The following is a 22,317-nucleotide window of genomic DNA, read 5'->3' as shown; positions in this document are numbered from 1 at the left end:
CCTTGAAGGTCCCCGCGACGGGCGACCGCCGAAAACCCCGCATGGCCCTCGACGCCCCCCTGCCGCCGCCGCCCCGCCCCGAGCATGCCCTGCCGGATCCGAGCGACTGGTCATTCGAACTGGTCGAGCAGTACCACGAGGTCATCAAGAAGACCGCGCAGCGCTTCGGCCTGGACACCTATCCGAACCAGCTCGAGATCATCACCGCCGAGCAGATGATGGACGCCTACGCCAGCGTGGGCATGCCCGTGAACTACCGCCACTGGAGCTACGGAAAGGAGTTCATCTCGACCGAGAAGAACTACCGCCGCGGCCACATGGGCCTGGCCTACGAGATCGTCATCAACTCGAACCCCTGCATCAGCTACCTGATGGAGGAGAACACGATGGCGATGCAAGGCCTGGTGATTGCCCACGCGGCCTACGGCCACAACAGCTTCTTCAAGGGCAACTACCTGTTCCGCATGTGGACCGATGCGGGCTCGATCATCGACTACCTCGTCTACGCGAAGAACTACATCGCCGAGTGCGAAGAGCGCCATGGAGTGGAGACGGTGGAGGAGTTCATCGACTCCTGCCACTCGCTGCAGAACTACGGTGTCGACCGTTATCGCCGGCCGAGCAAGAAGTCGCTGGCCGAAGAGCTCGCGATGCGAAAGGACCGCGAGCAGTACGCGCAGCAACAGGTCAACGACCTCTGGCGCACACTGCCCAAGCGCATCGAGAAGGCCGAGGAAGAGAAGGCCGCCAAGCGCTTCCCGGAGGATCCGGAAGAGAACCTGCTGTACTTCATCGAGAAGAACGCGCCGCTGCTCGAGCCCTGGCAGCGCGAGGTGGTGCGCATCGTGCGCAAGATCGCGCAGTACTTCTATCCGCAGCGGCAGACGCAGGTGATGAACGAGGGCTGGGCCACCTTCTGGCACCACAAGATCCTCAACACCATGTACGACGACGGCTTCCTCACCGACGGCGTCATGATCGAGTGGCTGAAGTCGCACACCAACGTCGTCTACCAGCCGAAGGTGGGTGACCGGGGCTACTCGGGCATCAACCCCTACGCGCTCGGCTTCGCGATGTACACCGACATCAAGCGCATCTGCGACAAGCCGACCGACGAAGATCGCGCGTGGTTCCCCGACATCGCCGGCAAGCCTTGGCTGCCCACGCTCGACCAGGCGATGCGCAACTACAAGGACGAGAGCTTCGTCGGCCAGTTCCTGAGCCCGAAGCTGATGCGCGACTTCCGCCTGTTCGCCATTGCCGACGACGAGAAGGAGCCCGAACTCGAGGTGAGCGCCATCCACGACGACAGCGGCTACCGCCGCGTGCGCGAAGCGCTGTCGCGCCAATACGACCTCGGTGCGCGGGAACCCAACATCCAGGTCTGGAACGTGAACCTGCGCGGCGACCGCTCACTGACCTTGCGACACACCCAGCACAACGACCGCCCGCTGGATGACTCCGCCCACGAGGTGCTCAAGCACGCTGCGCGGCTGTGGGGCTTCGGCGTGCAGCTGGAGAGCGTCAATGCGAAGGGCGACGTGACGCGGCGGTGGAGCGTGGCGGGGCCGGTGAACTGAGGCCCCCACGGCCCCTCCGGGGCCTGCCCCCCGAGGGGGCTCGCGCAGCGGAAGGAATGTTGGCCCCCACCGCCCCTCCCGGGGGCCTGCCCCCCGAGGGGCTCGCGCAGCGGACCGGCAAAGCCGGATCCGCGCACGCCCTGGTATGTGGCGGCTCCTTCGGAGCGCCAGGGTGGGGCGCTGGGGAGGGAAGGGGTGGGCTGACACGCCCGCCCTTTGAAAGGGGGCGGTGCGGACGCGCCCGTCGGTCAGGCGGAGAAGATCTTGCCGGGGTTCATGATGTTGTGCGGGTCGAGCGCCTGCTTGATGCTGCGCATCATGGAGACGGCGTTCGGGCCGGCTTCGTCCAGCAGGAAGCCCTGCTTGTGCAAGCCCACCCCATGCTCGCCGGTGCAGGTGCCTTCCAGTCCCAGGGCGCGGGCCACCAGGCGGCTGTTGAGCGACTCGGCCAGTTCGCGCTCTGCAGGGATGTCGGGGTCGATGAGGTAGGCGACGTGGAAGTTGCCGTCGCCCACGTGGCCGACGATGAAGTACGGCAGGCCGGAGGCATCCACCTCGGCCACTGATTCGACGATCGCCTCGGCCAGGCGCGAGATCGGCACGCAGGCGTCGGTGGTCACGGCGCGGCAGCCGGGCTTCATCTGCAGGCCTGAAAGATAGGCGCGGTGGCGGGCCGTCCACAGGCGGGTTCGCGCCTCCGGCGTCGTCGCCCATTCGAAGGCCTGGCCTCCGAACTCGGCGGCGATCTCCTGCACCGTCTCGGCCTGCTCCTTCACGCCCGCTTCGCTGCCGTGGAACTCCATCAGCAGCATCGGCGACTCGGCCAGCGTCATCTTCTCCGCGCGGTTCACGGCCCGCACGGCATTGGCATCGAGCAGCTCGCAGCGAGCGATGGGCACGCCCATCTGGATGATCTGGATGGTGGTGTTGACGGCACTGGCCACGTCGGGGAAGTGGCACACCGCGGCCGACACGGCCTGCGGCAGCGGATACAGCCGCAGCGTGACCTCGGTCATCACCCCCAGCGTGCCCTCGCTGCCGACGAACAGGCGGGTGAGGTCATAGCCGGCGCTGGACTTGCGAGCTCGCGTGCCGGTGTGGATGGTCTCGCCGCTGGCCGTGACGACCGTGAGACCGAGCACGTTCTCGCGCATCGTGCCGTAGCGGACCGCGTTGGTGCCCGAGGCCCGCGTGGCGGCCATGCCGCCCAGCGACGCATTCGCACCCGGGTCGATGGGAAAGAACAGCCCCGTGTCGCGAATCTCGCGGTTGAGCTGCTCGCGGGTCACGCCGCCCTGCACGGTGGCGGTGAGGTCCTCGGCATGGACGCGCAGCACCTGGTTCATGCGGCTCAGGTCAATGCTCACGCCGCCCTGGATCGCCAGCAGGTGGCCTTCGAGCGAGGAGCCGACACCAAAGGGAATGACTGGTACGCCATGCTCGCTCGCCAGCTTGACGACAAAGGCGACGTCTTCGGTCGATTCGGCGAATACCACTGCGTCCGGTGGTGGCACGTCGAATGGCGATTCGTCGCGTCCGTGCTGCTCGCGCACGGCCTGGGCAGTGGACAGTCTTGCACCGAAGCGCGCGGCCAGCGCTTCGCGCATGGCGGGTGGCATCGGGCGCGGATGCAATTCGAAGGGCGCGTTCATGGCTGCATTCTGCGCCGCTCCCATGTGCGGAGGCGGCGCATCGGGCGCTCGTCAAGTCCCGAATTGGGGAAGGGCAAGTACCGAGCGCACGCTCAGCAAATTGTTGGGGATGACGCCAGCAAGGGCAGATACAAACGCACCGCGCCCGAGACCGGTGAGATGGGAGGGCCGGGCGTACTTCGTCGTTCCCATTGACAGTCTCTGACCGGAGAGAACTGAATGCACAAGCATTTCCTCGGCGCGACCTTCCTGGCCGCGCTCGGACTGGCCACGGCCGCCCAGTCCGCGACGCTCGATGCCGACGCGTTGCGTCACATGTCGCCTCGACAGGCGCGCGCCGCGCTCGAGCGGCAAGTCCAGCGCAGTCAATCGCACAGCAGCAATCTCGGGGCAGACAGTACGCCACCGGTGTTGACCGCATTCAACGCGCCGGCGACCTTCGACGTCGGCATCCCGGACAACCCGATGTTCGTCCCGCTGAAGGCCACGGATGATCGGTCCGGCGTGTACTACGCCTACGCCTATGGCACGGGCCCGAGCGGGCAATTCGTCGGCGGCTCGATGACCAACCAGCTTCCGGCCAAGAGCTACGTGGGCGGGATGGAGGTCTACACCCTGTCCGGATTCTCGGAGCCCGGCACCTACACCTTCACCGACCTCTACATCGCCGACCTGGCCGGAAACATGCGCCACCTGGAGCAGGCGGAACTGGCGGCCCTGGGACGGACGAGCTTCGTGGTTGCCAACAAGCGCGGCCATGACGCCCAGCAGCCTGTGCTGCAGGCCGGCAAGGTGTTGACGCCGCAGCTTTCGCTGTCGGCAAGCCCCCCGGGAACGACCCACGCGCCGTACGCGGGCGTGCTGCTCGAGGCACTCGACGTTGGCGCCACGGTGGTGGCCGGCGTCGCCTACGCCTCCATGGACTTCTGCACTCTGGATCAGAGTTCCTGCTTCAGCGTCTGGGCCAACGACACGCGTGGCTCGCGGCGCGCCGCAGCGATCTCCCTGCGCCTGGGCGGCGAAGTCAGCTCCTCCTCGGTCGTCGCCGGCGAATACCACCTGCGCAACCTGTGGATCACCGACTACGCGGAAAACACGGCCTTCCTGAGCAGCACCGAGTTCGGGGGCAACACCGACTTCAGCGCCTACTTCCCGTCGACGGTCATCACGGTCACCCCCTGAGCACGACAACGCATCTACCGGAGGAAAACAAATGCCGTCACCTCTCATCCGCCTGGCCGCCGTAGCCTCGGCCGTGGTTCTGGTCACCGGTGCGCAAGCCAAGCCGCTGGCCGATGCCGCCGGTCTTACCCCGGCGCAACTGGCCCACCTGGCCAGAAGCCAGGCCCACCAGCGCGCCATCTCACCGCTCTACAACTACGACATCAAGCCGCCGGTGCTGAAGTCCGTCGGCGTGGGCGGCAAGGTCCACGCCAACCTCAAGAATGCGCAGGCCGTGGTGTCGCTGTCCGTGGCCGACAACCTGTCGGGCGTCGACACCGTGGTCGTCACGCTCGTGAGCCCGACCGGGCAGACCGCCTCGGGCAGCTGGGACAGTCCTTTCGAGGCCACGCGCAACGAGTTGCAGATCGGTGTGGACATGTCCAACGTCGCCGACGACGGCGAGTGGCACCTGTACAGCGTGTCCGTCGTGGATGCCAACGGCAATGTCGCCAGCTTCGACGAGGCCACGCTGGCGTCGCTTGGACGCACCACATTGCAAGTCGTCGGGGCGACGGGCGACTACGCCTGGCCCAGCGCCCAGGCCGGTGGCGTCAACCTCACGCCGACTGTCTCGCGTTCGACGCCGCCGCGCGGCATGCTGCCGGGCTCCTGGGCGCGCGTCGGGGTCAAGCTGAAGCTGGTCGACACCGGCGGATCGGGCCTTCGCGCCGCGTCGATGACCTACTGCATGCAAGACACCTGGTGGGATTGCATCTACCTGAGCGCGGACGTGCCCGTGCGCGGCAAGGACAGCCAGACGCTGACGCTCGGCGGCAAGATCACCGCGTACACCACGCCTGGCGTGTATGTGCCGTACTCGCTCGAGGTCTACGACTACGCGGGCAACAGCAACACCTTCTACCAGGACGAGATCAGCAGCTACCTCGACAACCCGGCGATCACGATCACCGAGTAGGCGGTGCCGGCGAGTCAGGGCGCTGCCCGTGCCATGAGCAGCGCCTTTTCTCTCTCGTTCTTCGCCAGCGCTGCCGCGCGGAGGAACTCGTTGCGGGCTTCGTCGGCTCGGCCGAGCTTTGCGAGCAAATCGCCTCGTACCGCGGGCAGCCATTGATAGTTCTTCAGAGCTGGCTCGCTCACCAGGGTGTCGACGATCGCCAGCCCGGCGGCCGGTCCGAAGGCCATGGCCACCGCCACTGCGCGATTGAGCTCGACGACGGGCGAAGGTGTGGCCTGTGCCAGCGCGTCGTACAGGGCAGCGATGCCGGCCCAGTCCGTCGCCTCGGCCTTCGGCGCGCGGGCGTGGCAGGCCGCGATGGCGGCCTGCAGCGTGTAAGGACCCAGGGGCTGGCCTTGCCTGGCGCTCAGTTGCTCGGCGCGTGACAAGGCCGCCAGCCCGCGTCGGATGAGCAAGTGATCCCAGCGGGCGCGGTTCTGGTCGGCCAGCAGCACCGGGCGGCCTTGCTCGTCGGTGCGCGCCGCAATACGCGATGCCTGCAGCTCCAGCAGCGCGGCCAGGCCGTGCACCTCGGCTTCCTCCGGCGCGAGCTCGGCCAGGATGCGCGCCAGGCGCAGCGCCTCGTCGCACAGGGCCGGCCGCATCCAGTCGTCGCCGGCGGTGGCGGTGTAGCCCTCGTTGAAGATCAGGTAGACGACCTCCAGCACCGAGGCCAGACGCGGTGCCAGATCCTCGCCGCGCGGTACCTCGAAGGGCACGCGGGCTTCGGCCAGCGTCCGCTTGGCGCGCACGATGCGCTGGGCGATCGTCGGCTCCGGCACGAGGCAGGCGCGGGCGATCTCGGCGGTGGTCAGGCCGCCCAGCAGCTTCAGCGTCAAGGCGACCCGGGCGTCCGGCGAAAGCAGCGGGTGGCAGGCCGTGAAGACCAGCCGCAGCAGGTCGTCCCCGATGTCGTCCTGGCGCGCGGCATCCAGGGCGTCGACGAAATCCGGCACCACCAGGGCTTCGCGCGCTTCGAGGTCGAGACCGATCTGCTCCAGCTTGGCGGCGAGGTTCTTGTCGCGCCGCAGGCGATCCAGCGCCCGGTGCTTGGCGGTGGTCATGAGCCAGGCCCCCGGATTGGCGGGCACGCCTTCGCCGGGCCAGTGCTCGAGCGCTGCAACCAGGGCGTCCTGCGCCAGCTCCTCGGCCAGGCCGATGTCGCGCACCATGCGCGCGACGCCGGCCACGATGCGGGCCTGTTCGATGCGCCAGACAGCGGCGATGGCCTCATGGGTGGTGCGCTCGTTCGGCATGGATGAAGGGGGTTCAGCGGCGGGTCGCCTCGAGGTCCTTGAAGCGGCGGACCGGCTCGTCGTGGGCGAAATCGTCGAGTTCGTAGAGCGGGCGGACTTCGATCTCGCTGTCTACGGCGTCGCCGAAGGGGGCCGGGAAACGACGCGCCCACTCCACGGCCTCTTCGCGTGAGCGGGCCTCGATCAGGGTGTAGCCCGCGATCAGCTCCTTCGTCTCGGCGAAGGGCCCGTCGATGAGCGTCGGCGTGCCGTGTTGGTAGCGAACGCGGAAACCCTGGGCACTGGGCTTCAGGCCGTTGGCGTCCAACAGCACGCCGGCTCGCGCGAGCTGCTCGTGGTAGGCCGCCATCGCGGCCATGAGGGCTTCCTCGGGCATCTGGCCGGATTCGCTTTGCGCGTTGGCGCGAACCATGATCATGAATCGCATCGTTGCTCCTTCGTCGTTGAGGGCCGGTATGCACACACGACGAAGCACGACGGTGGATTTCGACACAGGCGCCCGCCAGCGCGGCGATTCAGGCGTCGGACTCGTCGTAGCAGGGCGATGCCGGCCGCACTTCGACCGTCGCCCATTCGGCGGCGGGGCACCGCTCGGCGATGGCCAGTGCCTCTTCCGGGCCGGCGCAATCGACCAGGTAGAACCCGCCGACCATCTCCTTCGCCTCGGCGAACGGGCCGTCCAGCAACTGGCGCTTGCCGCCTCGCACCTGCACCCGCGTCGCCTGGCGCAGCGAAGCGAGCGACTCGACGGCCAACAGCTTGCCTTCGGCGTGCAGCTCGTCGGCGAAGCGGCGCATGCGGGCATAGGCCTCCTCCCCTTCGGCGCGGGTGCGGGTGGCACGCTGGCCGGTGGGCTCGACGATCATCAGCATGTAGCGCATGGTGGTTTCATCCTCGGGGTCGGTTCGGGCGGTGACCCGCAGCCGCGGATTGAAGCATGGCACGCCCGAGGGAGTCGAGGCGTGACCGCGGGCAACCAGTGCGACGCGACGCGGGCCCATGCCGGGACAAGCATAAAAGGTGCAAGGCGCGGCGCGATCGGGCCGCTATAAACCGGCAGCGCTCGAGACCGGGGTGGGGGAGGCCGGGCGCGACCTCTGCATGCCCCTGCGTATCGTCAAGCCTTCACATGATTGCAATCAGGGAACTGCGCGCCACTGCCTTGTCGGCCGCACTGGTGGCCTGCTCCGTGGCACAGGCCGCCTCCACCTACGCCTTCAAGGCACTGGACAACTTCGGTGGCTCCTGGGCCACCGGCTCCGCGGTGAACGCGGCCGGCACCGTCGTGGGCACCGGCACGCAGGCGCCCAACAACGACGACCCGCCGATGGAGCCGACGCGCCCGGCCCGCTGGGCCCTTGCCGCCCCGACCGACCTGGGCGTCGTCGACGGCGGGCCTTTCGGCCGCGCCAGCGGCATCAACGATGCAGGCACCACGGTGGGCATCAGCTTCCTGCCTGGCAACACCGGCGTGCGCGCCACCTTGTGGAGCGCGGGGACCATCACCGACCTCGGCACCCTCGGCGGCACCGAAAGCGGCGCCTACGCGATCAACAAGGCCGGCGTGGTCGTCGGGTATTCGATGACGCGGGACAACAGGCGCGTGCGCCCTGTCGCCTGGAAGGACGGAGCGGCGAAAGTCCTGAAGGATCTCGGGGGCCAATATGCCTACGCCACGGCGATCTCGAACAAGGGCCATATCGCCGGCTACAGCGAAAACGCCGTCGGCGAACGCCGTGCCGTGGTCTGGAAAAGCGGCACGCTGAAGGACCTCGGCAACGGCGAAGCCAACGGCGTGAACAGCGCCGGCACGGTGGTCGGCTACGCCGGTTCGCCCGTCCACGCCACCCAGTGGGGCGCGACGGGCGCCGTGGATCTCGGCACCTTGGGTGGCGACCAGAGCTTCGCCGACGGCATCAACGATGCGGGCGACGTGGTGGGCATGAGCTCGGTTTCCGGCTGCTGCGATTACCACGCGACCTTGTGGCGCAACGGCGTGGCGATCGACCTCAACGACATGGTCGATGCCTCGGTCCGCGACGCAGGATGGGTGCTCGTGACCGCGACGGCGATCGATCGTCTCGGCCACATCACCGGCAGCGCGCGAAACACGCTGCAAGGCGTGTCGCGAGCCTACCTGCTGACCCCCTGAAGCGCCCGGCGCCGGTGGGCCACGGATCTACACTCGCCGCATGGCCAACCGACTTTCCCAGATCGCCACCCGCACCGGCGATGACGGCACCACCGGCTTGGGCGACGGCCAACGCGTGCCGAAGAGCCACGCGCGCATCGCCGCCATGGGCGACGTGGACGAGTTGAACTCCCAGCTCGGCGTGCTGCTGGCCGAGCCCCTGCCGGACGACGTGCGCGAGTTGCTGGTGACGATCCAGCACGAGCTGTTCAACCTGGGCGGCGAGCTGTCGATTCCCGGCTTCGAGTTGCTCAAGTCCGACGCCGTGGCGCGCCTGGACGAAGCGCTGGCCCACTACAACGCCAGGCTGCCCCGCCTGGCCGAGTTCATCCTGCCCGCCGGCACGCGAAGCGCGGCCCTGGCCCACGTGGGCCGCACCATCGCCCGCCGCGCCGAGCGGGCCGTCGTCGCCCTGGCCGCCACCGAGGCAGTCAACGTGGCGCCCCGGCAGTACCTCAATCGGCTGTCGGACCTGCTGTTCGTGCTGGCGCGGGTGCTCAACCGCGCCAACCTCGACGGCCTGGGTGGAGACGACGTCTACTGGCACAGCGAGCGCCTGAAGCGCGCCGAGCCAGACGAGGCCTGAACCCTGCCGCGGCGGGCCGGTCGACTCAGCCGGCCACCTTGTGCGCGGCACGACGTGCCAGCACGGCGTCGCTCAGCACCTTCAGCACCTCGAGCGAATCGTCCCAGCCGATGCAGGCATCGGTGATGCTCTTGCCGTAGGCGAGGCTCGCCGGGTCGTCCTTGCCGGGCGTGAACTTCTGGGCGCCGTCGTTCAGGTGGCTTTCCACCATCACGCCGAAGACCTGCCGGCTGCCGCCCGCCAACTGGCCGGCGATGTCGCGGGCCACGTCGACCTGGCGCTGGTGCTGCTTGCTCGAGTTGGCATGGCTGCAGTCGACCATCAAGGTGGGCAGCAGCTTCGCCTCGGTGAGGGCCTGGCACGCGGCGGCCACGCTGCCGGCGTCGTAGTTGGGCAAGCGGCCGCCGCGCAGGATGACGTGGCAGTCCTTGTTGCCGCGGGTCTCGACGATGGCGACCTGGCCGTTCTTGTGCACCGAAAGGAAGTGGTGCGGCCGGGCCGCGGCCTGGATGGCGTCGCAGGCGATCTTCAGGTTGCCGTCGGTGCCGTTCTTGAAGCCGATCGGCGCCGACAGGCCCGAGGCGAGCTCCCGGTGGACCTGGCTTTCGGTGGTGCGGGCCCCGATCGCTCCCCAGCTGATCAGGTCGCCGATGTACTGCGGGCTGATGGTGTCGAGGAACTCGCTGCCGGCGGGCATGCCCACGCGGTTGATCTCCACGAGAAGCTGGCGCGCGATGCGCAGGCCCTCGTCGATGCGGTAGCTCTCGTCCAGGTACGGATCGTTGATCAGGCCCTTCCAGCCGACGGTCGTGCGCGGCTTCTCGAAGTAGACCCGCATCACGATCTCCAGCGTGCCGGCGTACTTCGAACGCTCGGCCGACAGTCGCCGCGCATAGTCCAGCGCCGCGGCCGGGTCGTGGATGGAGCACGGCCCGATGATCACCAGCAGCCGGTCGTCCTTGCCGTGCATGATGTGGCGCACCGCGCTGCGGGTGTGCTTGATCAGCTTCTCGGTCGGCGTGCCGGCAATGGGGAAGAAGCGGATGAGGTGCTCGGGCGGCGGCAATGGCGTCACGTCCTGGATGCGCTGGTCGTCGGTCTCGCTGGTTCGTTCGCTGAGGACCAGGCCCGTGCGGGCAGGGCTGTCACTGGCGGTGGTGGCTTTGGCGTTCATCGGCTGGATCTCCAAGGGTCTGCGGTGTGCGCCGGCGAAAAAAAACCGCCGGGGGCTGCCGGCGGTCTTTCGGGGGTGTTCGCTTCGCGTGATTTCAGGTGCGTGCGATGGCCTTCCCAGCCGCCGATAGGGGCGAGAACCAAAAGTACGCAAAGAAAAATCGCGGGGTACGCATCACGGCCGGGAATGTAGCACGCGGCGGCTGGTGCCAGGCTGACTGGGCGACGCTGCCTCGTTGGCTGTGGCGCGTCTCTTGCCAGGCAAGCATCGGCCGCTCGTGGCGCAGGGCCGGTGCCGGACCGCCTGTCGGCAGGCCAGTCAGGAACTTGAGCTCCGCTTGGGGCCGACAGACCCGCAATTCAAGCCGACGATTCCCTTCAGGCTCGCGGCTGAACGACCGAAACCACCTGCATGCGCTGCCGCGGGTGCGGCGTGCGAAAGCAGCCAACGGGATCGGCCATGCGAGCGTTCGGATACAACGGTGAATCTTCTCCCACGACGAGGTCGTTCGCGATGGTGTCGGTTCTGATGATGGCCGTGCTGGCCGCCGCCTGTGGCGGCGGTGGTGGGGGCGAGGGCTCCACTGACGAGCCGGTGAGCGGTGGCATCGACGAGCAGCCGCAGGACACCGGTGGGTCCACCGGTCCGGCGCCGCAGGCCGGACCGGATGCGCTGTACTTCCGGCCCGCGTCCGCCTTGGCCGCGGCCGGCGCGATCGATCGGGTCTCCGGTGGCTCGCAACTGTTCGCGGCCTGGGATCCCAACGATCCGAAGACCGTGCTCAAGCCCGGGATGAAGGTCATGTTCTTCGGCGCGGCACCAGGCTGTGCGGCAGGGACGCAGGGGCCGCTCACCAGCTTGTCTGACAGCCGGCTCGCGGCCGTGGCCGGCCTGACGTCATTGCCGCACGCCGCCGCCTTGCCGACGCTGCGCTGGACGCCATCCGGCGCCGCCAGCGGCTGCAATGCCCAGGCCCAGGGGCGGGAAGGCGCCTCGGCGGTCTACCTCAATGCCGACGACTCCGCGGGGGCCGTGGGCATGCTGACCACCTCGGGCAAGCAGGACGACGGCGCGACGCCCTTCTTCGGGCCGTACGGCTCCGGCGGCCAGAACGGCAAGGGCACCAATGCCTACATCACCGGCACCTTCGTCAGCTTCCGGCAGGCGTGGGGGGTGGCCGATCCGCTGCAGCCCTGGAAGGGCGGCGCCGTGGCGCGTGTGCGCAGCGTGCAGAGCCTGGGCGGGATCCAGCTGGACACCGCCGGGCCGGCCGTGCAGGCCAAGCAGCAGATGATGGCCACCTTCCTCAACACCACCTGCCAACGCACGCTCAGCGGCCAGCCCTGCCAGGTGCAGTACCTGTTCAACACGGCCATCGCCCGCTCCGGCGTGAGCGACTGGTCGCAGGTCAGCTGGTTCAAGAACGGTGACGTCTGGTTCGATCCGGCCCAAGGCGGCATTCCCATCGTGGATGGCCCCGTCTACGCCAGCGGCCAGATGACGACGGACTCCAAGACCCGTTGGCCGCTTTTCGTCTCTCAAGGCTCGGCGACGCAGCATGCGGCTTTCTCCGGTCGCACCTTCGACGTGACGATCGGTTTCGACCAGCTGCAGAACGTGCTGCGCATAGTCGCCGCCCGCAAGCTGGGCGTCGAAGTGACGAGTCTTACCCATGCGCAGGTCGCGCGGGTCTGGGGCAGCGCCTGGAATGACCGCAACGCCTGGGTGGTGCTGAGCGGCCAGGTGGGCCAGGAGGTCTACAACCCCAGCCCGGACCACAAGGTCCAGATCGGCGGCGGCTTCAGGAGCCTGTACGTCGGCCCCCAAGGCTAGGGGGTGGGCGGGCCCCGCGGGGCGGGCTCCGCTGGCTAAGATTTCAGGCCTCGCCGGCAGCGGCGAGGCCTTTGTGCTTTTCAGCCGCCTGCCGTGATGATCGAACAACCCCTGCTGCTGGATCCGCTGCTGCGCCTGATGCCGCTGCCGGCCACTCTCGTGCGGCACGCGAGTGCGTCGGTCGAGCGCCGCCTGAGAACCTTGCGCCTGGCCGACACCTCGCTGGCCATCAACGTAACGGCGACGTTCGATGACAGCTGCTGGCTCACCCTTGGCGAGGACATGGAGCCCGAGCAGTTGCCGGTCAAGCTCGCCGTGCCGAAAGGCCGGCGCCATTTCAGCGGTGTGCACCTGACCCTGCTCAGCACCAAGGGCCAGGTCCACCTGCTGATCGGCGATGACCAGTGCCGGGCCTTCATCGGCAGCCACACCATCATCCGCGGCGCCCTGCAGCTGTTTCGCGGCGCCACCGCCTTCATCGGCGATCACACGGTCATCGGCCACTCGCGCCTGATCGTCAACCATGCCGACCTGGTCATCGGCGAGGACTGCCACCTGGTCGAGGATGTGCTGCTGCAGTGCAACGACCCGCACCTGATCACCGATCTCAGCAACGGCCGGTTGCTCAACGGCTCGCGCCAGCGAACCTACCTGGGACGCCACGTGCTGGTGAACCGGCGCGCCCTGCTGATGCCCGGCGTGCGCATCGGCGACGGCGCCATCGTTCAGGCGGGCGCGGTGGTCGTTTCCGATGTGCCGCCGAACACCTGGGTGGGGGGCTCGCCCGCCCGCGTGCTGCGCGAGCAGGTGGGCTGGACGCGCGAGGCGCAGCCGGCGCCATCGCGGCAGAAGGCCCGGCGGGCCGGCTGACGGCGATCCCGTAGCATCGACCAGCGGGCTGGCCGCATGTCCGCGGCCGCGTTGGATTCCCCCGAATGAGCACGTTCGTCGAAAAACCCCATCTCGAGCCCTTGATGCGCATCATGGGCCTGCCTCCTTCCCTCGTTCGCTATCTGCCGGTGACCGCCCAGAAGCCCTTGCGCACCATGCTCCTGCGAGAGTCTTCCCTGGCCAGGTCCTTGGCCATGGACTGGGCCGACGACTGCTATCTCACCCTTTTTGAGGGCGAGGACGAGCGGCTGACCCATGTGAGTCTCGCCGTGACGGGTGCGCGACGCACCCTCAGCGGGGTGCACCTGGCCCTCCTGGGCCACAAGGGCCAGCTCAACCTCGTATTGGGCGGGGATCACCTGAAGGTCGTCGTCGGCGCGGAGACCACGGTGCGCGGGGCGCTTCACCTGGCGGCCAAGGCCACCGCCTTCATCGGCGACCGCACGACCATCGGCCAGGCGCGGATGAACGCCTCGAACGCCGATCTGGTCATCGGCGACGACTGCCAGCTGTCGGAGGACGTGGTGGTCCAGTGCAGCGACCAGCATGCGATCGTCGAGCAGGAGGGCGGGGCGCCGGTGTTCGGCTACCGGCGGCACGTGCGCATAGGCCGCCATGTGTGGCTCGGGCGGCGAGCGATGGTGCTGCCGGACGTGACCATCGGGCAGGGCAGCGTGATCGAATCAGGTGCCGTCGTCCGCTCCGACGTGCCGGCCAACACGCTGGCGGGCGGTTCGCCGGCGCAGGTGCTGCGCGAGAAGATCGACTGGCGTCGCTAGCGGCCGGGGGCGTCGGTAGCCGCGCCTTCGACGTAGTGCCTGCGGAACAGCGTCATGACGTGCGACACCAGCTCGGCGCTCACGTGCCGCCCATCCCAGGCCCAGGCGCGGCGAGGGTCGGCGAAGGTCACCAGCTCGTAGCTGGGAAAGTAGTCGACGTTGTCGTGCCCGGCCGCGAATTCCTGCGCCGCCGTGCGCAGCATCGCTTTCGAATAGCTGTTCGTCGTGACCACGTCCTGCGCGAGAAAGCTGCGCTCCAGCGGCACGGGCGAGACTGTGATGACCACGCGAAAGTCGTCGCCGTGCACGGATCGAAGCAGTTGGTGCAGCGACTCCAGCGCCGCGCGGTGCTGTTCGAAGCGCGTCAGGTGCACCGCGAGCTGCTCGCCGAATGCGGCAAGCACGCGAGCGCCCGGCGTGTTGTTGAGATAGCGGCCCGCCTTCTCGTCGAACCAGCATTCCGCCATGCCCAGGGTCAGCACGAACAGCTTGCACCGGCGCAACAGGGGGCCCAGGTGCTCCCTCACGGCTTGCCGGCGGGCCATCGTGGTTTCGAGGTTTGCCTGTCTCAGGGACTGCGTGTAGTGCAAGTCGGCCGCACTGCCGCGGTCCAGCCCGTAGGTCAGCAGGCCCCGCTCGAGCTCGGGAGCCAGCCCCAGCAGATGCCGGAACTCGTCGAGCATCGACATGCTGTTGTAGCGATTGAGGTAGGCCCGGGGCCGGGCGCCGGGATTGAACGCCTCGTCGTGGACCAGGGGTGCCCGGCTGAACAAGCCATCGCAACGCGACGGGACCTCCAGCCCCAAGTCGACCAGCGCGTCCTCGACTTCTCGGGCGAAGCACGATCCGAAGGCGAACACGGCCTGATCGCGCCCCACCCGGAACTTGGGCCGGATGCCGAGTTCTGGCTTGCTGGCCCAGATCCGGTGGCAAGCCAGCGTCCGGTCGGCCTGGTTGGCCTCCTGGGCGCGCGCGGCCCAGGTGCTGTGCGGGTTGGTCTTGTGCGCTGCGCGGGCCGCGGCGGCGTCGACCCGGTCCAGCGGCCGCGTGCCGGACGGAGCCCAGGCGGGCTCTTCAGGCGTCGGGCCGCCCAGCACGCGGCCAAGCAGCCCCTTCATGCGCCGCGGCTCTCAGGCCGTGCCGCCGACGGTGATGCCGTCGATGCGCAGCGTCGGCTGGCCCACGCCCACCGGCACGCTCTGGCCATCCTTGCCGCAGGTGCCGACGCCGGTATCGAGCTGCAAGTCGTTGCCGATCATGCTGACGCGGGTCATGGCCTCCGGGCCGTTGCCGATCAGGGTCGCGCCCTTGATCGGATACAGAACCTTGCCGTTCTCGACCCAGAAGGCCTCCGAGGCCGAGAAGACGAACTTGCCGCTGGTGATGTCGACCTGGCCGCCGCCGAAATTGGTCGCGTACAGGCCGCGCTTGATGCTGGCGACGATCTCTTCCCTGGACTTGTCGCCGGGCAGCATGTAGGTGTTGGTCATGCGCGGCATGGGCACGTGCGCGTAGCTTTCGCGCCGGCCATTGCCCGTCGGCTTGACGCCCATCAGGCGGGCGTTGAGGCTGTCCTGCATGTAGCCGCGAAGGATGCCGTCTTCGATCAGCACGTTGCGCTGCGTCGGGTTGCCTTCGTCGTCGACATTCAGCGAGCCGCGGCGGTCGGCGAGCGTGCCGTCATCCAGCACCGTGACTCCCTTGGCCGCGACGCGCTGGCCGATGCGGCCGGAGAAGGTCGAGGAGCCCTTGCGGTTGAAGTCGCCTTCCAGGCCGTGGCCCACGGCTTCATGCAGCATCACGCCGGGCCAGCCCGAGCCGAGGACGACGGTCATCTCGCCGGCCGGGGCAGGGCGGGATTCGAGATTGGTGAGTGCCGCGTTCACCGCCTGATCGACGTACTCGACCAGCTGCGCCTCCTGGAAGAAGCCCAGGCCGAATCGCCCGCCGCCGCCGCCCGAGCCGATCTCGCGGCGGCCGTTCTGCTCGGCGATCACGGTGACCGACAGGCGCACCAGCGGGCGCACGTCGGCGGCGCGGGTGCCATCGGCGCGGGCCACCATCACCACGTCGTATTCGGCGGCCAGGCCGGCCATCACCTGCACGACCCGCGGGTCGCGCGCTCGGGCCAGCTTTTCCACCCGCTCCAGCAGGGCCACCTTCTGCGTGCTGTCCAGCGTGGCGATCGGATCCATGGGCGCATACAGCGTGCGGCTGCCGGCGACCTTGATCGGCCGGTCGACCTTCACGCGCCTGCTCTGGCCGGCCGCGGCGATGGAGCGCACGGTGCGGGCCGCATCCAGCAGGGCGGCCTCGGAGATGTCGTCCGAATAGGCGAAGGCCGTCTTCTCGCCCGCCACGGCTCGCACGCCGACCCCCTGGTCGATCGAGAAGCTGCCGCTCTTGACGATGCCTTCCTCCAGGCTCCAGCCTTCATGGCGGGTGTACTGGAAGTACAGGTCGGCATCGTCGATGCGGTGCGTGGCGATTTCCGCCAATGCACGCTGCAGCGCGGCCTCGCTGAGTTGGTAGGGCTCCAGCAGCAGCCCTTGGGCCACGGCCAGGCGCTCGAGGGTGGGTTCGCGGGCAATCATCGGCCGATTGTAGGAAAGCGGGATTGCCACGCCACCAGGAAGGCGGCTTTACATGCCTTTTCAATTCCTGGTCGGCTCGGGCCTAACGGCCGGCGTTGTGGTGACACCTGCGCCGATATCCTCTTGCGGCGCTTCATCCCAAGACGAAAGGACCTTCATGAAACTGCGCCACGTCATTGCCGCCGCCGCCTTCGCCGCCGTCTCGGCCACCAGCTTCGCCCAGACTGCCACCCCGGCGCCCACGCCCGTGCCGGTCGATCCCGGCGTGCAGCGCGGCACCAACACCCCGCTGATCGACAAGCATGAAGCCAGCCAGGAACAGCGCATCAAGGAAGGCAAGCAGTCCGGCGAACTGACCCGTCACGAGGCGCGCCGCCTGAAGGGCGAGCAGAAGGCTGTCGACCGTGCGCAGACCAAGGCCGCGGCTGACGGCACCGTCACCGCCCAGGAGCGCCAGCACATCCGCAAGGCGCAGAACAAGGCGGGCAAGGACATCTACCGCCAGAAGCACGACGGCGCGAGCGCCCCTTCGAGCGGCAAGTGAGCCGGCGCGCCGGGCCGCCTTCAGCCGCCCGGCGACTTGAGCGCCAGCGCTCGCGTGTACAGCGCGTTGCGCGGCGCTCCGCAGAGTTCCGCGGCCAAGGCGACCGCCTGCTTGAGCGGCAGCTCGCGTAGCAGCACCTGCAGCGTGCGCTCGGCGGCATCGTCCAGCGCTTCGGCCTCGCGAACGGGCAACGCCGCCGCATGCAGCACCAGCACGAATTCACCCTTCTCGCGCACCGGCTCGGCGGCCAGCCAGGCCGGCAGCGCGTCGGCGGTGTGTGTTTCGATCTGCTCGAACTGCTTGGTGAGTTCGCGGCACACCGTCACCAGGCGGCCAGGCGCACGCTCGGCGAGCTGGTCGAACAGGGCACCCACGCGATGCGGTGCCTCGAACAGTACGCAAGGCAGCGTCTGCGCCAGCGCGACATCGAGCGCTGCGATGCGCTCCGCGCCCTTGGCGGGAAGAAAGCCGGCGAAGTGGAAGCCTCCTCCACCGGCGTCGGCTCCCGCGGCACTGAGGGCGACAACCACGCTGCTCGGCCCGGGGACCGGCAGCACGCGATGGCCGGCGGCACGCGCCTGCGCCACCAGGACGGCCCCCGGGTCCGACACTGCAGGCGTGCCCGCGTCGCTCACATAGCCCACCCGCTCGCCCGCGGCCAGGCGCGTCAGCACGCGCTCGGCCGCCGAGCGCTCGTTGTGTTCGTGCAGGGCGATGAGGGGCTTGCTCAGCCCCAGGTGGCGCAGGAGGCCGCCGCTGACGCGGGTATCCTCGCAGGCCACCGCGTCGACCAGTGCCAGCACATGGATGGCACGCAGGCTGAAGTCGGCGAGGTTGCCGATCGGCGTGGCCACGACATAGAGCGCGCCCGTCGGGAAGTGCTGGCCGCCAGCGGCGAGCGCTGCAGCGTCCAGCAAGGTCGGCGCAGGTGGGGAAGGGGAGTGCATGTTCTGGAAATCGAAGCGGGCCGCTGCGAGCCCGCCGGACGCCTCATCGACGACTCGTCTCGCCACAGGGGACCATGGCGAGTCTCGAGCCCTGGCACATCTGCAGCGCCACGGCCTCACGCTCGTGGAGCGCAATTATCGGGTGGCGCGCGGCCGCTCCCGCCATGCCGGCGAAATCGATCTGGTGCTGTCCGAACGCGATGGCACGCTGGTGTTCGTCGAAGTCCGGGTCCGAAGCACCCGGGACGCCGGGGGTGCTGCCGCCAGTGTGACGCACGCCAAACGCTCCCGACTCGTCTACGCTGCCCAGCACTACCTGCAGCGCTTCGACCGCCTGCCGCCCTGCCGCTTCGACGTCGTCGCGATCGACGGGGACGATCTGCAGTGGCTGCGTGGCGCCTTCGACGCCGGTTGAGCGGCGCACTCCCCTGGACGTTGGCGACGGTCCTCCGGGGCCGGGTGCCTCGCGCGGCCAGCGCACGGCCGCTGTCGAAGCGGCCGCGCACCCTCTCGGAGGGTGGCCCCGGTCCTCCGGGGCCGGGTGCCCCATTTATCATCCCCTCATGCTCGAAGCCCGCATCCAACAGCAGTTCTTCGAATGTGCGGACCTGATGTACCAGCTCGCGGATGGCCTGGCGCGGCCGATCGCCGAAGGCGCGCAGGCCATCGTGGGCTGCCTCACCGCCGGCGGCAAGCTGCTCGCCTGTGGCCAGGGCGGCGGACAGTGGCTGGCGCAGTGGTTCGCCTCGGCGCTGATGCTCCGCTTCGAGCGCGAGCGTCCGCCGCTGGCCGCGCTGGCGCTCGGGCCAGCGCTGACTCAACCGCTGGTGCCTCACCACGAACTCGTCGCGGACCCGTCGCTCGCCGTGGCGCTGCAACTGCGGGCGCTCGGCCAACCGGGCGACCTGCTTATGGTCTGTTCAGCGGCGGGCGACGAGCCTGCCATGCTGGCCGCCGTGCGCGAGGCCCACGCCAAGGAAATGAGCGTGCTTCTGCTCGGCGGGCCGGTCACGGAGGGCACGACCCTGCCGGGGCTGCTGGGCGAGACCGATACCTGGATCGCCGTGCCGCACGAACGGTCGGCACGGGTGCACGAGCTGCACCTGCTGGTGCTGCATGCGCTGTGCGACGCGATCGACCTTCAACTCCTGGGCGACGCCGAGCCGGCGTGAGCGCGAGGCCGGGCCCAGTACCGGCCGGCGCCCCGATTGCCCCTTTCATCGAAGAATGGACATGAACCACACCCAACGCCCCCGCCTGACATCCACCCTGGCCGTTTTCGTCGTCGCCGGTGCCGCCAGCGTGCTGATGAGCGCCTGCGCGCCCCTGCTGATCGGCGGCGCAGCGGTTTCCGGCGCCTTGATGTACTCCGACAGGCGCACCTCCGGCGCACAGCTGGAGGACCAGTCCATCGAGCTCAAGGCCGGCCCGCGCCTGAAAGAGGCGCTGGGCGACCGCGCCCACCTCAACGTGACGAGCTACAACCGCCTCGTGCTCATCACCGGCGAGGTCGGGACGGACGCAGACCGCGAGGCGGCCGAAAAGGCGATCGCCGCGATCGACAACGTGCGCTCGGTCGTCAACGAGGCGGCGGTCACGATGTTGACCTCGCTGAGCACCCGTTCGAACGACGCGTTGCTCACCACCAAGGTCAAGGCCGCCTTCATCGATGACGGCTACATCCAGGCCAATGCCGTCAAGGTCACGACCGAGCGCGGCATCGTCTACCTGATGGGTCGCGTCACCGAGAAGGAAGCCGCCAAGGCCACCGAGGTGGCGCGCGGCGTCGGCGGTGTCCAGAAGGTGGTGCGGGTGTTCGAGATCATCAGCGACGCCGAGCTCAAGGCCATCGAGGCGAAGTGATTCCACGCCCGTGGCGGCCGAGCGCCCGGCCGCTCCCAAGCCGGCTGTCGAGCATCACCGCAGTCTCTTGACGAGGCTGGACGTGTCCCAGCGGTGGCCGCCCATGGACTGCACGTCGGCGTAGAACTGGTCTACCAGCGCCGTGACGGGCAGCTTGGCGCCGTTGCGCCGGGCCTCTTCGAGCACGAGACCCAGGTCCTTGCGCATCCAGTCCACCGCGAAGCCGAAGTCGAACCGGTCCTCGAGCATCGTCTTGCCACGGTTGTCCATCTGCCAGCTCTGAGCGGCGCCTTTGCCGATCACCTCCAGCACCTGGGCCATGTCCAGGCCGGCCTTCTGGCCGAAGGCGATCGCCTCGGACAAGCCTTGGACCAGCCCGGCGATGCAGATCTGATTGACCATCTTGGCAAGCTGACCCGCGCCGCTTTCGCCCAGCAGCGTGACGGCGCGTGAATAGGCCGATGCGATCGGCTTCATCGCCCCGAAGGGCTTGGCATCGCCGCCGCACATCACGGTGAGCACGCCGTTCACGGCGCCGGCCTGGCCGCCGGAGACGGGCGCGTCGATGAAGTGAATGCCGTGGAGCAGTCCGGCGCGATGCAGCTCACGGGCGACCTCGGCGGAGGCGGTGGTGTGGTCCACGAAGACCGTGCCCGGCGCCATGCCGGCAAAGGCCCCCTGCTGGCCCAGCGTGATGGAGCGCAGGTCATCGTCGTTGCCCACGCAGGCGAACACGAACTCGGCGCCTTCGGCCGCCGCCCGCGGCGTCCCTGCCGACGCCCCGCCATGTTCGGCCACCCACGTCTCGGTCTTGGAAGAAGTGCGGTTGTAGACCGTGACGGCATGGCCGGCGGCCGCCAGGTGGGCCGCCATCGGCCCGCCCATCACGCCCAGCCCCAGAAAGGCTACGCGCCTCGGCTCGATCGATTCATACGTCTTCATTCCAGCCTCCGGTGCAGTGTGGCGGCCGCTCCGCAGGAGCCGCCGCGCTCCAAGTGGCGTGCGCGGATCCGGCTTGGCCGGTCCGGCGGCGCGAGCCCCAGGGGCCCTCGGGGCCCTTGATGGGCCCCGAGGGCAGCCCCCGGAACGGGGCGTGGGGGCTAAACAATCGTCAGGTGCTCAGTTCCGGCCGACAGGTCGCTGACCCGCGCGCGCTGGCTGTTCAGCTTGATCTGCAGCCGCAGGTCGTTGACCGAGTCGGCGTTGCGCAGGGCATCCTCGTACGAGATGACGTTGCCTTCGTAGAGGTCGAACAGCGCCTGGTCGAAGGTCTGCATGCCGAGCTCGCGCGAGCGCTTCATCAGCTCCTTCAGCTCGCCCACCTGGCCCTTGAAGATCAGGTCGGCCATCAATGGCGTGTTGAGCATGATCTCGACCGCGGCTACGCGGCCCTTGCCCTCCTGGCGCGCCACCAGGCGCTGCGAGATCAGGGCCTTGAGGTTCAGCGACACGTCCATCAGCAGCTGGTCGCGCCGCTCTTCGGGGAAGAAGTTGATGATCCGGTCCAGCGCCTGGTTGGCGCTGTTGGCGTGCAGCGTGGCCATGCACAGGTGGCCCGTCTCGGCAAAGGCGACGGCCAGCTCCATGGTCTTGCGGTCGCGGATCTCGCCCATCAGGATCACGTCGGGCGCCTGGCGCAGCGAGTTCTTCAGGGCGACGTCCCAGTCCTCGGTGTCGAGGCCCACCTCGCGCTGGGTGATGATGCAGTTCTTGTGCGGGTGGACGAACTCGACCGGATCCTCCACCGTGATGATGTGGTCCTGCGCGTTCTCGTTGCGCCAGTCGACCATCCCGGCGAGCGACGTGCTCTTGCCCGAGCCGGTCGCCCCCACCATGATGACCAGGCCGCGCTTGGTCATGGCGACGTCCTTCAGGATGGTCGGCAGGCCCAGCTCGTCGACCGTCGGGATGTGCGCGGGAATCGTCCGCAGCACCATGCCCACGTGGCCCTGCTGCATGAAGGCACTGACGCGAAAGCGCCCGACGCCGCCGGGCGAGATCGCGAAGTTGCACTCCTTGGTGCGCTCGAACTCGGCCGCCTGCTTGTCGTTCATGATGGCCCGCGCGAGGGTCATCGTGTGGGCGCCGGACAGCGGCTGCGGCGAGACCTTGCTGACCTTGCCGTCGACCTTGATCGCGGGCGGGAAGTCGGCCGTCAGGAACAGGTCGGAGCCGTTGCGCGTGACCAAGAGCCGCAGCAGGTCGTTGACGAATTTCGATGCCTGGTCGCGTTCCATGAAGCTCTCCT

At 68.7% G+C, this 22,317-nt stretch carries 22 protein-coding genes; 12 read left to right on the top strand and 10 right to left on the bottom strand.

Annotated features, from left to right (window positions below; all coding sequences use genetic code 11):
- Positions 1-41 precede the first annotated feature (41 nt).
- Positions 42-1,580 (top strand): SpoVR family protein, encoded by a 1,539-nt coding sequence (locus ACS5PM_RS10060; RefSeq protein ID WP_439387773.1) that lies wholly within the window; start codon positions 42-44, stop codon positions 1,578-1,580.
- Between the two features lie 248 nt (positions 1,581-1,828).
- Here ACS5PM_RS10060 and ACS5PM_RS10055 read toward each other — a convergent pair whose 3' ends face one another.
- The gene (locus ACS5PM_RS10055) at positions 1,829-3,232 is read right to left on the bottom strand and encodes an FAD-binding oxidoreductase (RefSeq protein WP_439387475.1); all 1,404 of its coding nucleotides are present in this window, start codon (positions 3,230-3,232) and stop codon (positions 1,829-1,831) included.
- A 219-nt stretch (positions 3,233-3,451) separates the two neighbouring features.
- Between ACS5PM_RS10055 and ACS5PM_RS10050 the strand changes: the two genes are divergently transcribed.
- Both ACS5PM_RS10050 and ACS5PM_RS10045 read left to right on the top strand, forming a co-directional pair.
- Positions 3,452-4,414 (top strand): hypothetical protein, encoded by a 963-nt coding sequence (locus ACS5PM_RS10050; RefSeq protein ID WP_439387474.1) that lies wholly within the window; start codon positions 3,452-3,454, stop codon positions 4,412-4,414.
- Positions 4,415-4,445: 31 nt separating this feature from the next.
- Positions 4,446-5,372, top strand: a complete 927-nt coding sequence (locus ACS5PM_RS10045; protein ID WP_439387473.1) for a hypothetical protein — start codon at positions 4,446-4,448, stop codon at positions 5,370-5,372.
- Between the two features lie 14 nt (positions 5,373-5,386).
- Here the strand turns inward: ACS5PM_RS10045 and ACS5PM_RS10040 are convergent, their stop codons facing one another.
- The 3 genes from ACS5PM_RS10040 to ACS5PM_RS10030 all read right to left on the bottom strand — a co-directional run bounded on the left by ACS5PM_RS10040 (position 5,387) and on the right by ACS5PM_RS10030 (position 7,548).
- A complete protein-coding gene (locus ACS5PM_RS10040; protein ID WP_439387472.1) occupies positions 5,387-6,667 on the bottom strand; it encodes an RNA polymerase sigma factor in 1,281 nt (426 codons plus the stop codon).
- A gap of 13 nt (positions 6,668-6,680) precedes the next feature.
- Complete coding sequence (locus tag ACS5PM_RS10035) at positions 6,681-7,094, bottom strand: YciI family protein (protein ID WP_439387471.1); 414 nt, start codon at positions 7,092-7,094, stop codon at positions 6,681-6,683.
- 88 nt (positions 7,095-7,182) lie between these two features.
- On the bottom strand, positions 7,183-7,548 hold the full coding sequence (locus ACS5PM_RS10030; RefSeq protein WP_439387470.1) for a YciI family protein: 366 nt from the start codon (positions 7,546-7,548) through the stop codon (positions 7,183-7,185).
- A 248-nt stretch (positions 7,549-7,796) separates the two neighbouring features.
- On the opposite strand from ACS5PM_RS10030, the gene ACS5PM_RS10025 reads away from it, so the two are divergent.
- Together ACS5PM_RS10025 and ACS5PM_RS10020 are read left to right on the top strand one after the other, a co-directional pair.
- Complete coding sequence (locus tag ACS5PM_RS10025) at positions 7,797-8,819, top strand: hypothetical protein (RefSeq protein WP_439387469.1); 1,023 nt, start codon at positions 7,797-7,799, stop codon at positions 8,817-8,819.
- 40 nt (positions 8,820-8,859) lie between these two features.
- On the top strand, positions 8,860-9,444 hold the full coding sequence (locus ACS5PM_RS10020; RefSeq protein ID WP_439387468.1) for a cob(I)yrinic acid a,c-diamide adenosyltransferase: 585 nt from the start codon (positions 8,860-8,862) through the stop codon (positions 9,442-9,444).
- A 25-nt stretch (positions 9,445-9,469) separates the two neighbouring features.
- On the opposite strand, the gene ACS5PM_RS10015 is transcribed toward ACS5PM_RS10020, so the two are convergent.
- Complete coding sequence (locus ACS5PM_RS10015; protein ID WP_439387467.1) at positions 9,470-10,618, bottom strand: 3-deoxy-7-phosphoheptulonate synthase; 1,149 nt, start codon at positions 10,616-10,618, stop codon at positions 9,470-9,472.
- A 513-nt stretch (positions 10,619-11,131) separates the two neighbouring features.
- Here ACS5PM_RS10015 and ACS5PM_RS10010 point away from each other — a divergent pair.
- From ACS5PM_RS10010 to ACS5PM_RS10000, 3 genes are all read left to right on the top strand, one after another.
- Positions 11,132-12,451: a hypothetical protein gene (locus ACS5PM_RS10010; protein ID WP_439387466.1), complete on the top strand. Its 1,320-nt coding sequence runs from the start codon at positions 11,132-11,134 to the stop codon at positions 12,449-12,451.
- A gap of 96 nt (positions 12,452-12,547) precedes the next feature.
- Complete coding sequence (locus tag ACS5PM_RS10005; protein WP_439387465.1) at positions 12,548-13,321, top strand: acyltransferase; 774 nt, start codon at positions 12,548-12,550, stop codon at positions 13,319-13,321.
- Between the two features lie 65 nt (positions 13,322-13,386).
- Positions 13,387-14,121, top strand: coding sequence for an acyltransferase (locus ACS5PM_RS10000; RefSeq protein WP_439387464.1), 735 nt, complete (start codon positions 13,387-13,389; stop codon positions 14,119-14,121).
- Here ACS5PM_RS10000 and ACS5PM_RS09995 read toward each other — a convergent pair.
- Positions 14,118-15,239 carry a GSCFA domain-containing protein gene (locus ACS5PM_RS09995; protein ID WP_439387463.1) on the bottom strand — a complete coding sequence of 374 codons (1,122 nt, stop codon included), beginning with the start codon at positions 15,237-15,239 and terminating at the stop codon, positions 14,118-14,120. The two genes, ACS5PM_RS10000 and ACS5PM_RS09995, sit on opposite strands and share 4 nt — an antisense overlap.
- 12 nt (positions 15,240-15,251) lie before the next feature.
- A complete protein-coding gene (gene tldD / locus ACS5PM_RS09990) occupies positions 15,252-16,715 on the bottom strand; it encodes a metalloprotease TldD (protein ID WP_439387462.1) in 1,464 nt (487 codons plus the stop codon).
- 157 nt (positions 16,716-16,872) lie between these two features.
- Here tldD and ACS5PM_RS09985 point away from each other — a divergent pair, with 157 nt between their 5' ends.
- Positions 16,873-17,259, top strand: a complete 387-nt coding sequence (locus ACS5PM_RS09985) for a hypothetical protein (protein WP_439387461.1) — start codon at positions 16,873-16,875, stop codon at positions 17,257-17,259.
- Positions 17,260-17,279: 20 nt separating this feature from the next.
- Here the strand turns inward: ACS5PM_RS09985 and rsmI are convergent, their stop codons facing one another.
- Entirely contained in the window at positions 17,280-18,206 is a 927-nt protein-coding gene (gene rsmI, locus ACS5PM_RS09980) for a 16S rRNA (cytidine(1402)-2'-O)-methyltransferase (RefSeq protein ID WP_439387460.1), read from the bottom strand.
- Here rsmI and ACS5PM_RS09975 point away from each other — a divergent pair.
- The 3 genes from ACS5PM_RS09975 to ACS5PM_RS09965 all read left to right on the top strand — a co-directional run bounded on the left by ACS5PM_RS09975 (position 18,205) and on the right by ACS5PM_RS09965 (position 20,069).
- Positions 18,205-18,621, top strand: coding sequence for a YraN family protein (locus tag ACS5PM_RS09975; protein WP_439387459.1), 417 nt, complete (start codon positions 18,205-18,207; stop codon positions 18,619-18,621). The two genes, rsmI and ACS5PM_RS09975, sit on opposite strands and share 2 nt — an antisense overlap.
- 148 nt (positions 18,622-18,769) lie before the next feature.
- Positions 18,770-19,378: an SIS domain-containing protein gene (locus tag ACS5PM_RS09970; RefSeq protein WP_439387458.1), complete on the top strand. Its 609-nt coding sequence runs from the start codon at positions 18,770-18,772 to the stop codon at positions 19,376-19,378.
- A gap of 61 nt (positions 19,379-19,439) precedes the next feature.
- On the top strand, positions 19,440-20,069 hold the full coding sequence (locus ACS5PM_RS09965; RefSeq protein WP_439387457.1) for a BON domain-containing protein: 630 nt from the start codon (positions 19,440-19,442) through the stop codon (positions 20,067-20,069).
- Between the two features lie 54 nt (positions 20,070-20,123).
- Here ACS5PM_RS09965 and ACS5PM_RS09960 read toward each other — a convergent pair whose 3' ends face one another.
- Positions 20,124-21,011 carry an NAD(P)-dependent oxidoreductase gene (locus ACS5PM_RS09960; protein WP_439387456.1) on the bottom strand — a complete coding sequence of 296 codons (888 nt, stop codon included), beginning with the start codon at positions 21,009-21,011 and terminating at the stop codon, positions 20,124-20,126.
- 158 nt (positions 21,012-21,169) lie between these two features.
- Positions 21,170-22,306, bottom strand: a complete 1,137-nt coding sequence (locus ACS5PM_RS09955; protein WP_439387455.1) for a PilT/PilU family type 4a pilus ATPase — start codon at positions 22,304-22,306, stop codon at positions 21,170-21,172.
- Positions 22,307-22,317: the final 11 nt, after the last annotated feature.

Source organism: Ideonella flava (genome assembly GCF_051857595.1).
Lineage (GTDB): Bacteria > Pseudomonadota > Gammaproteobacteria > Burkholderiales > Burkholderiaceae_C > Ideonella.
This window is presented reverse-complemented; position numbering and strand designations above follow the sequence as displayed.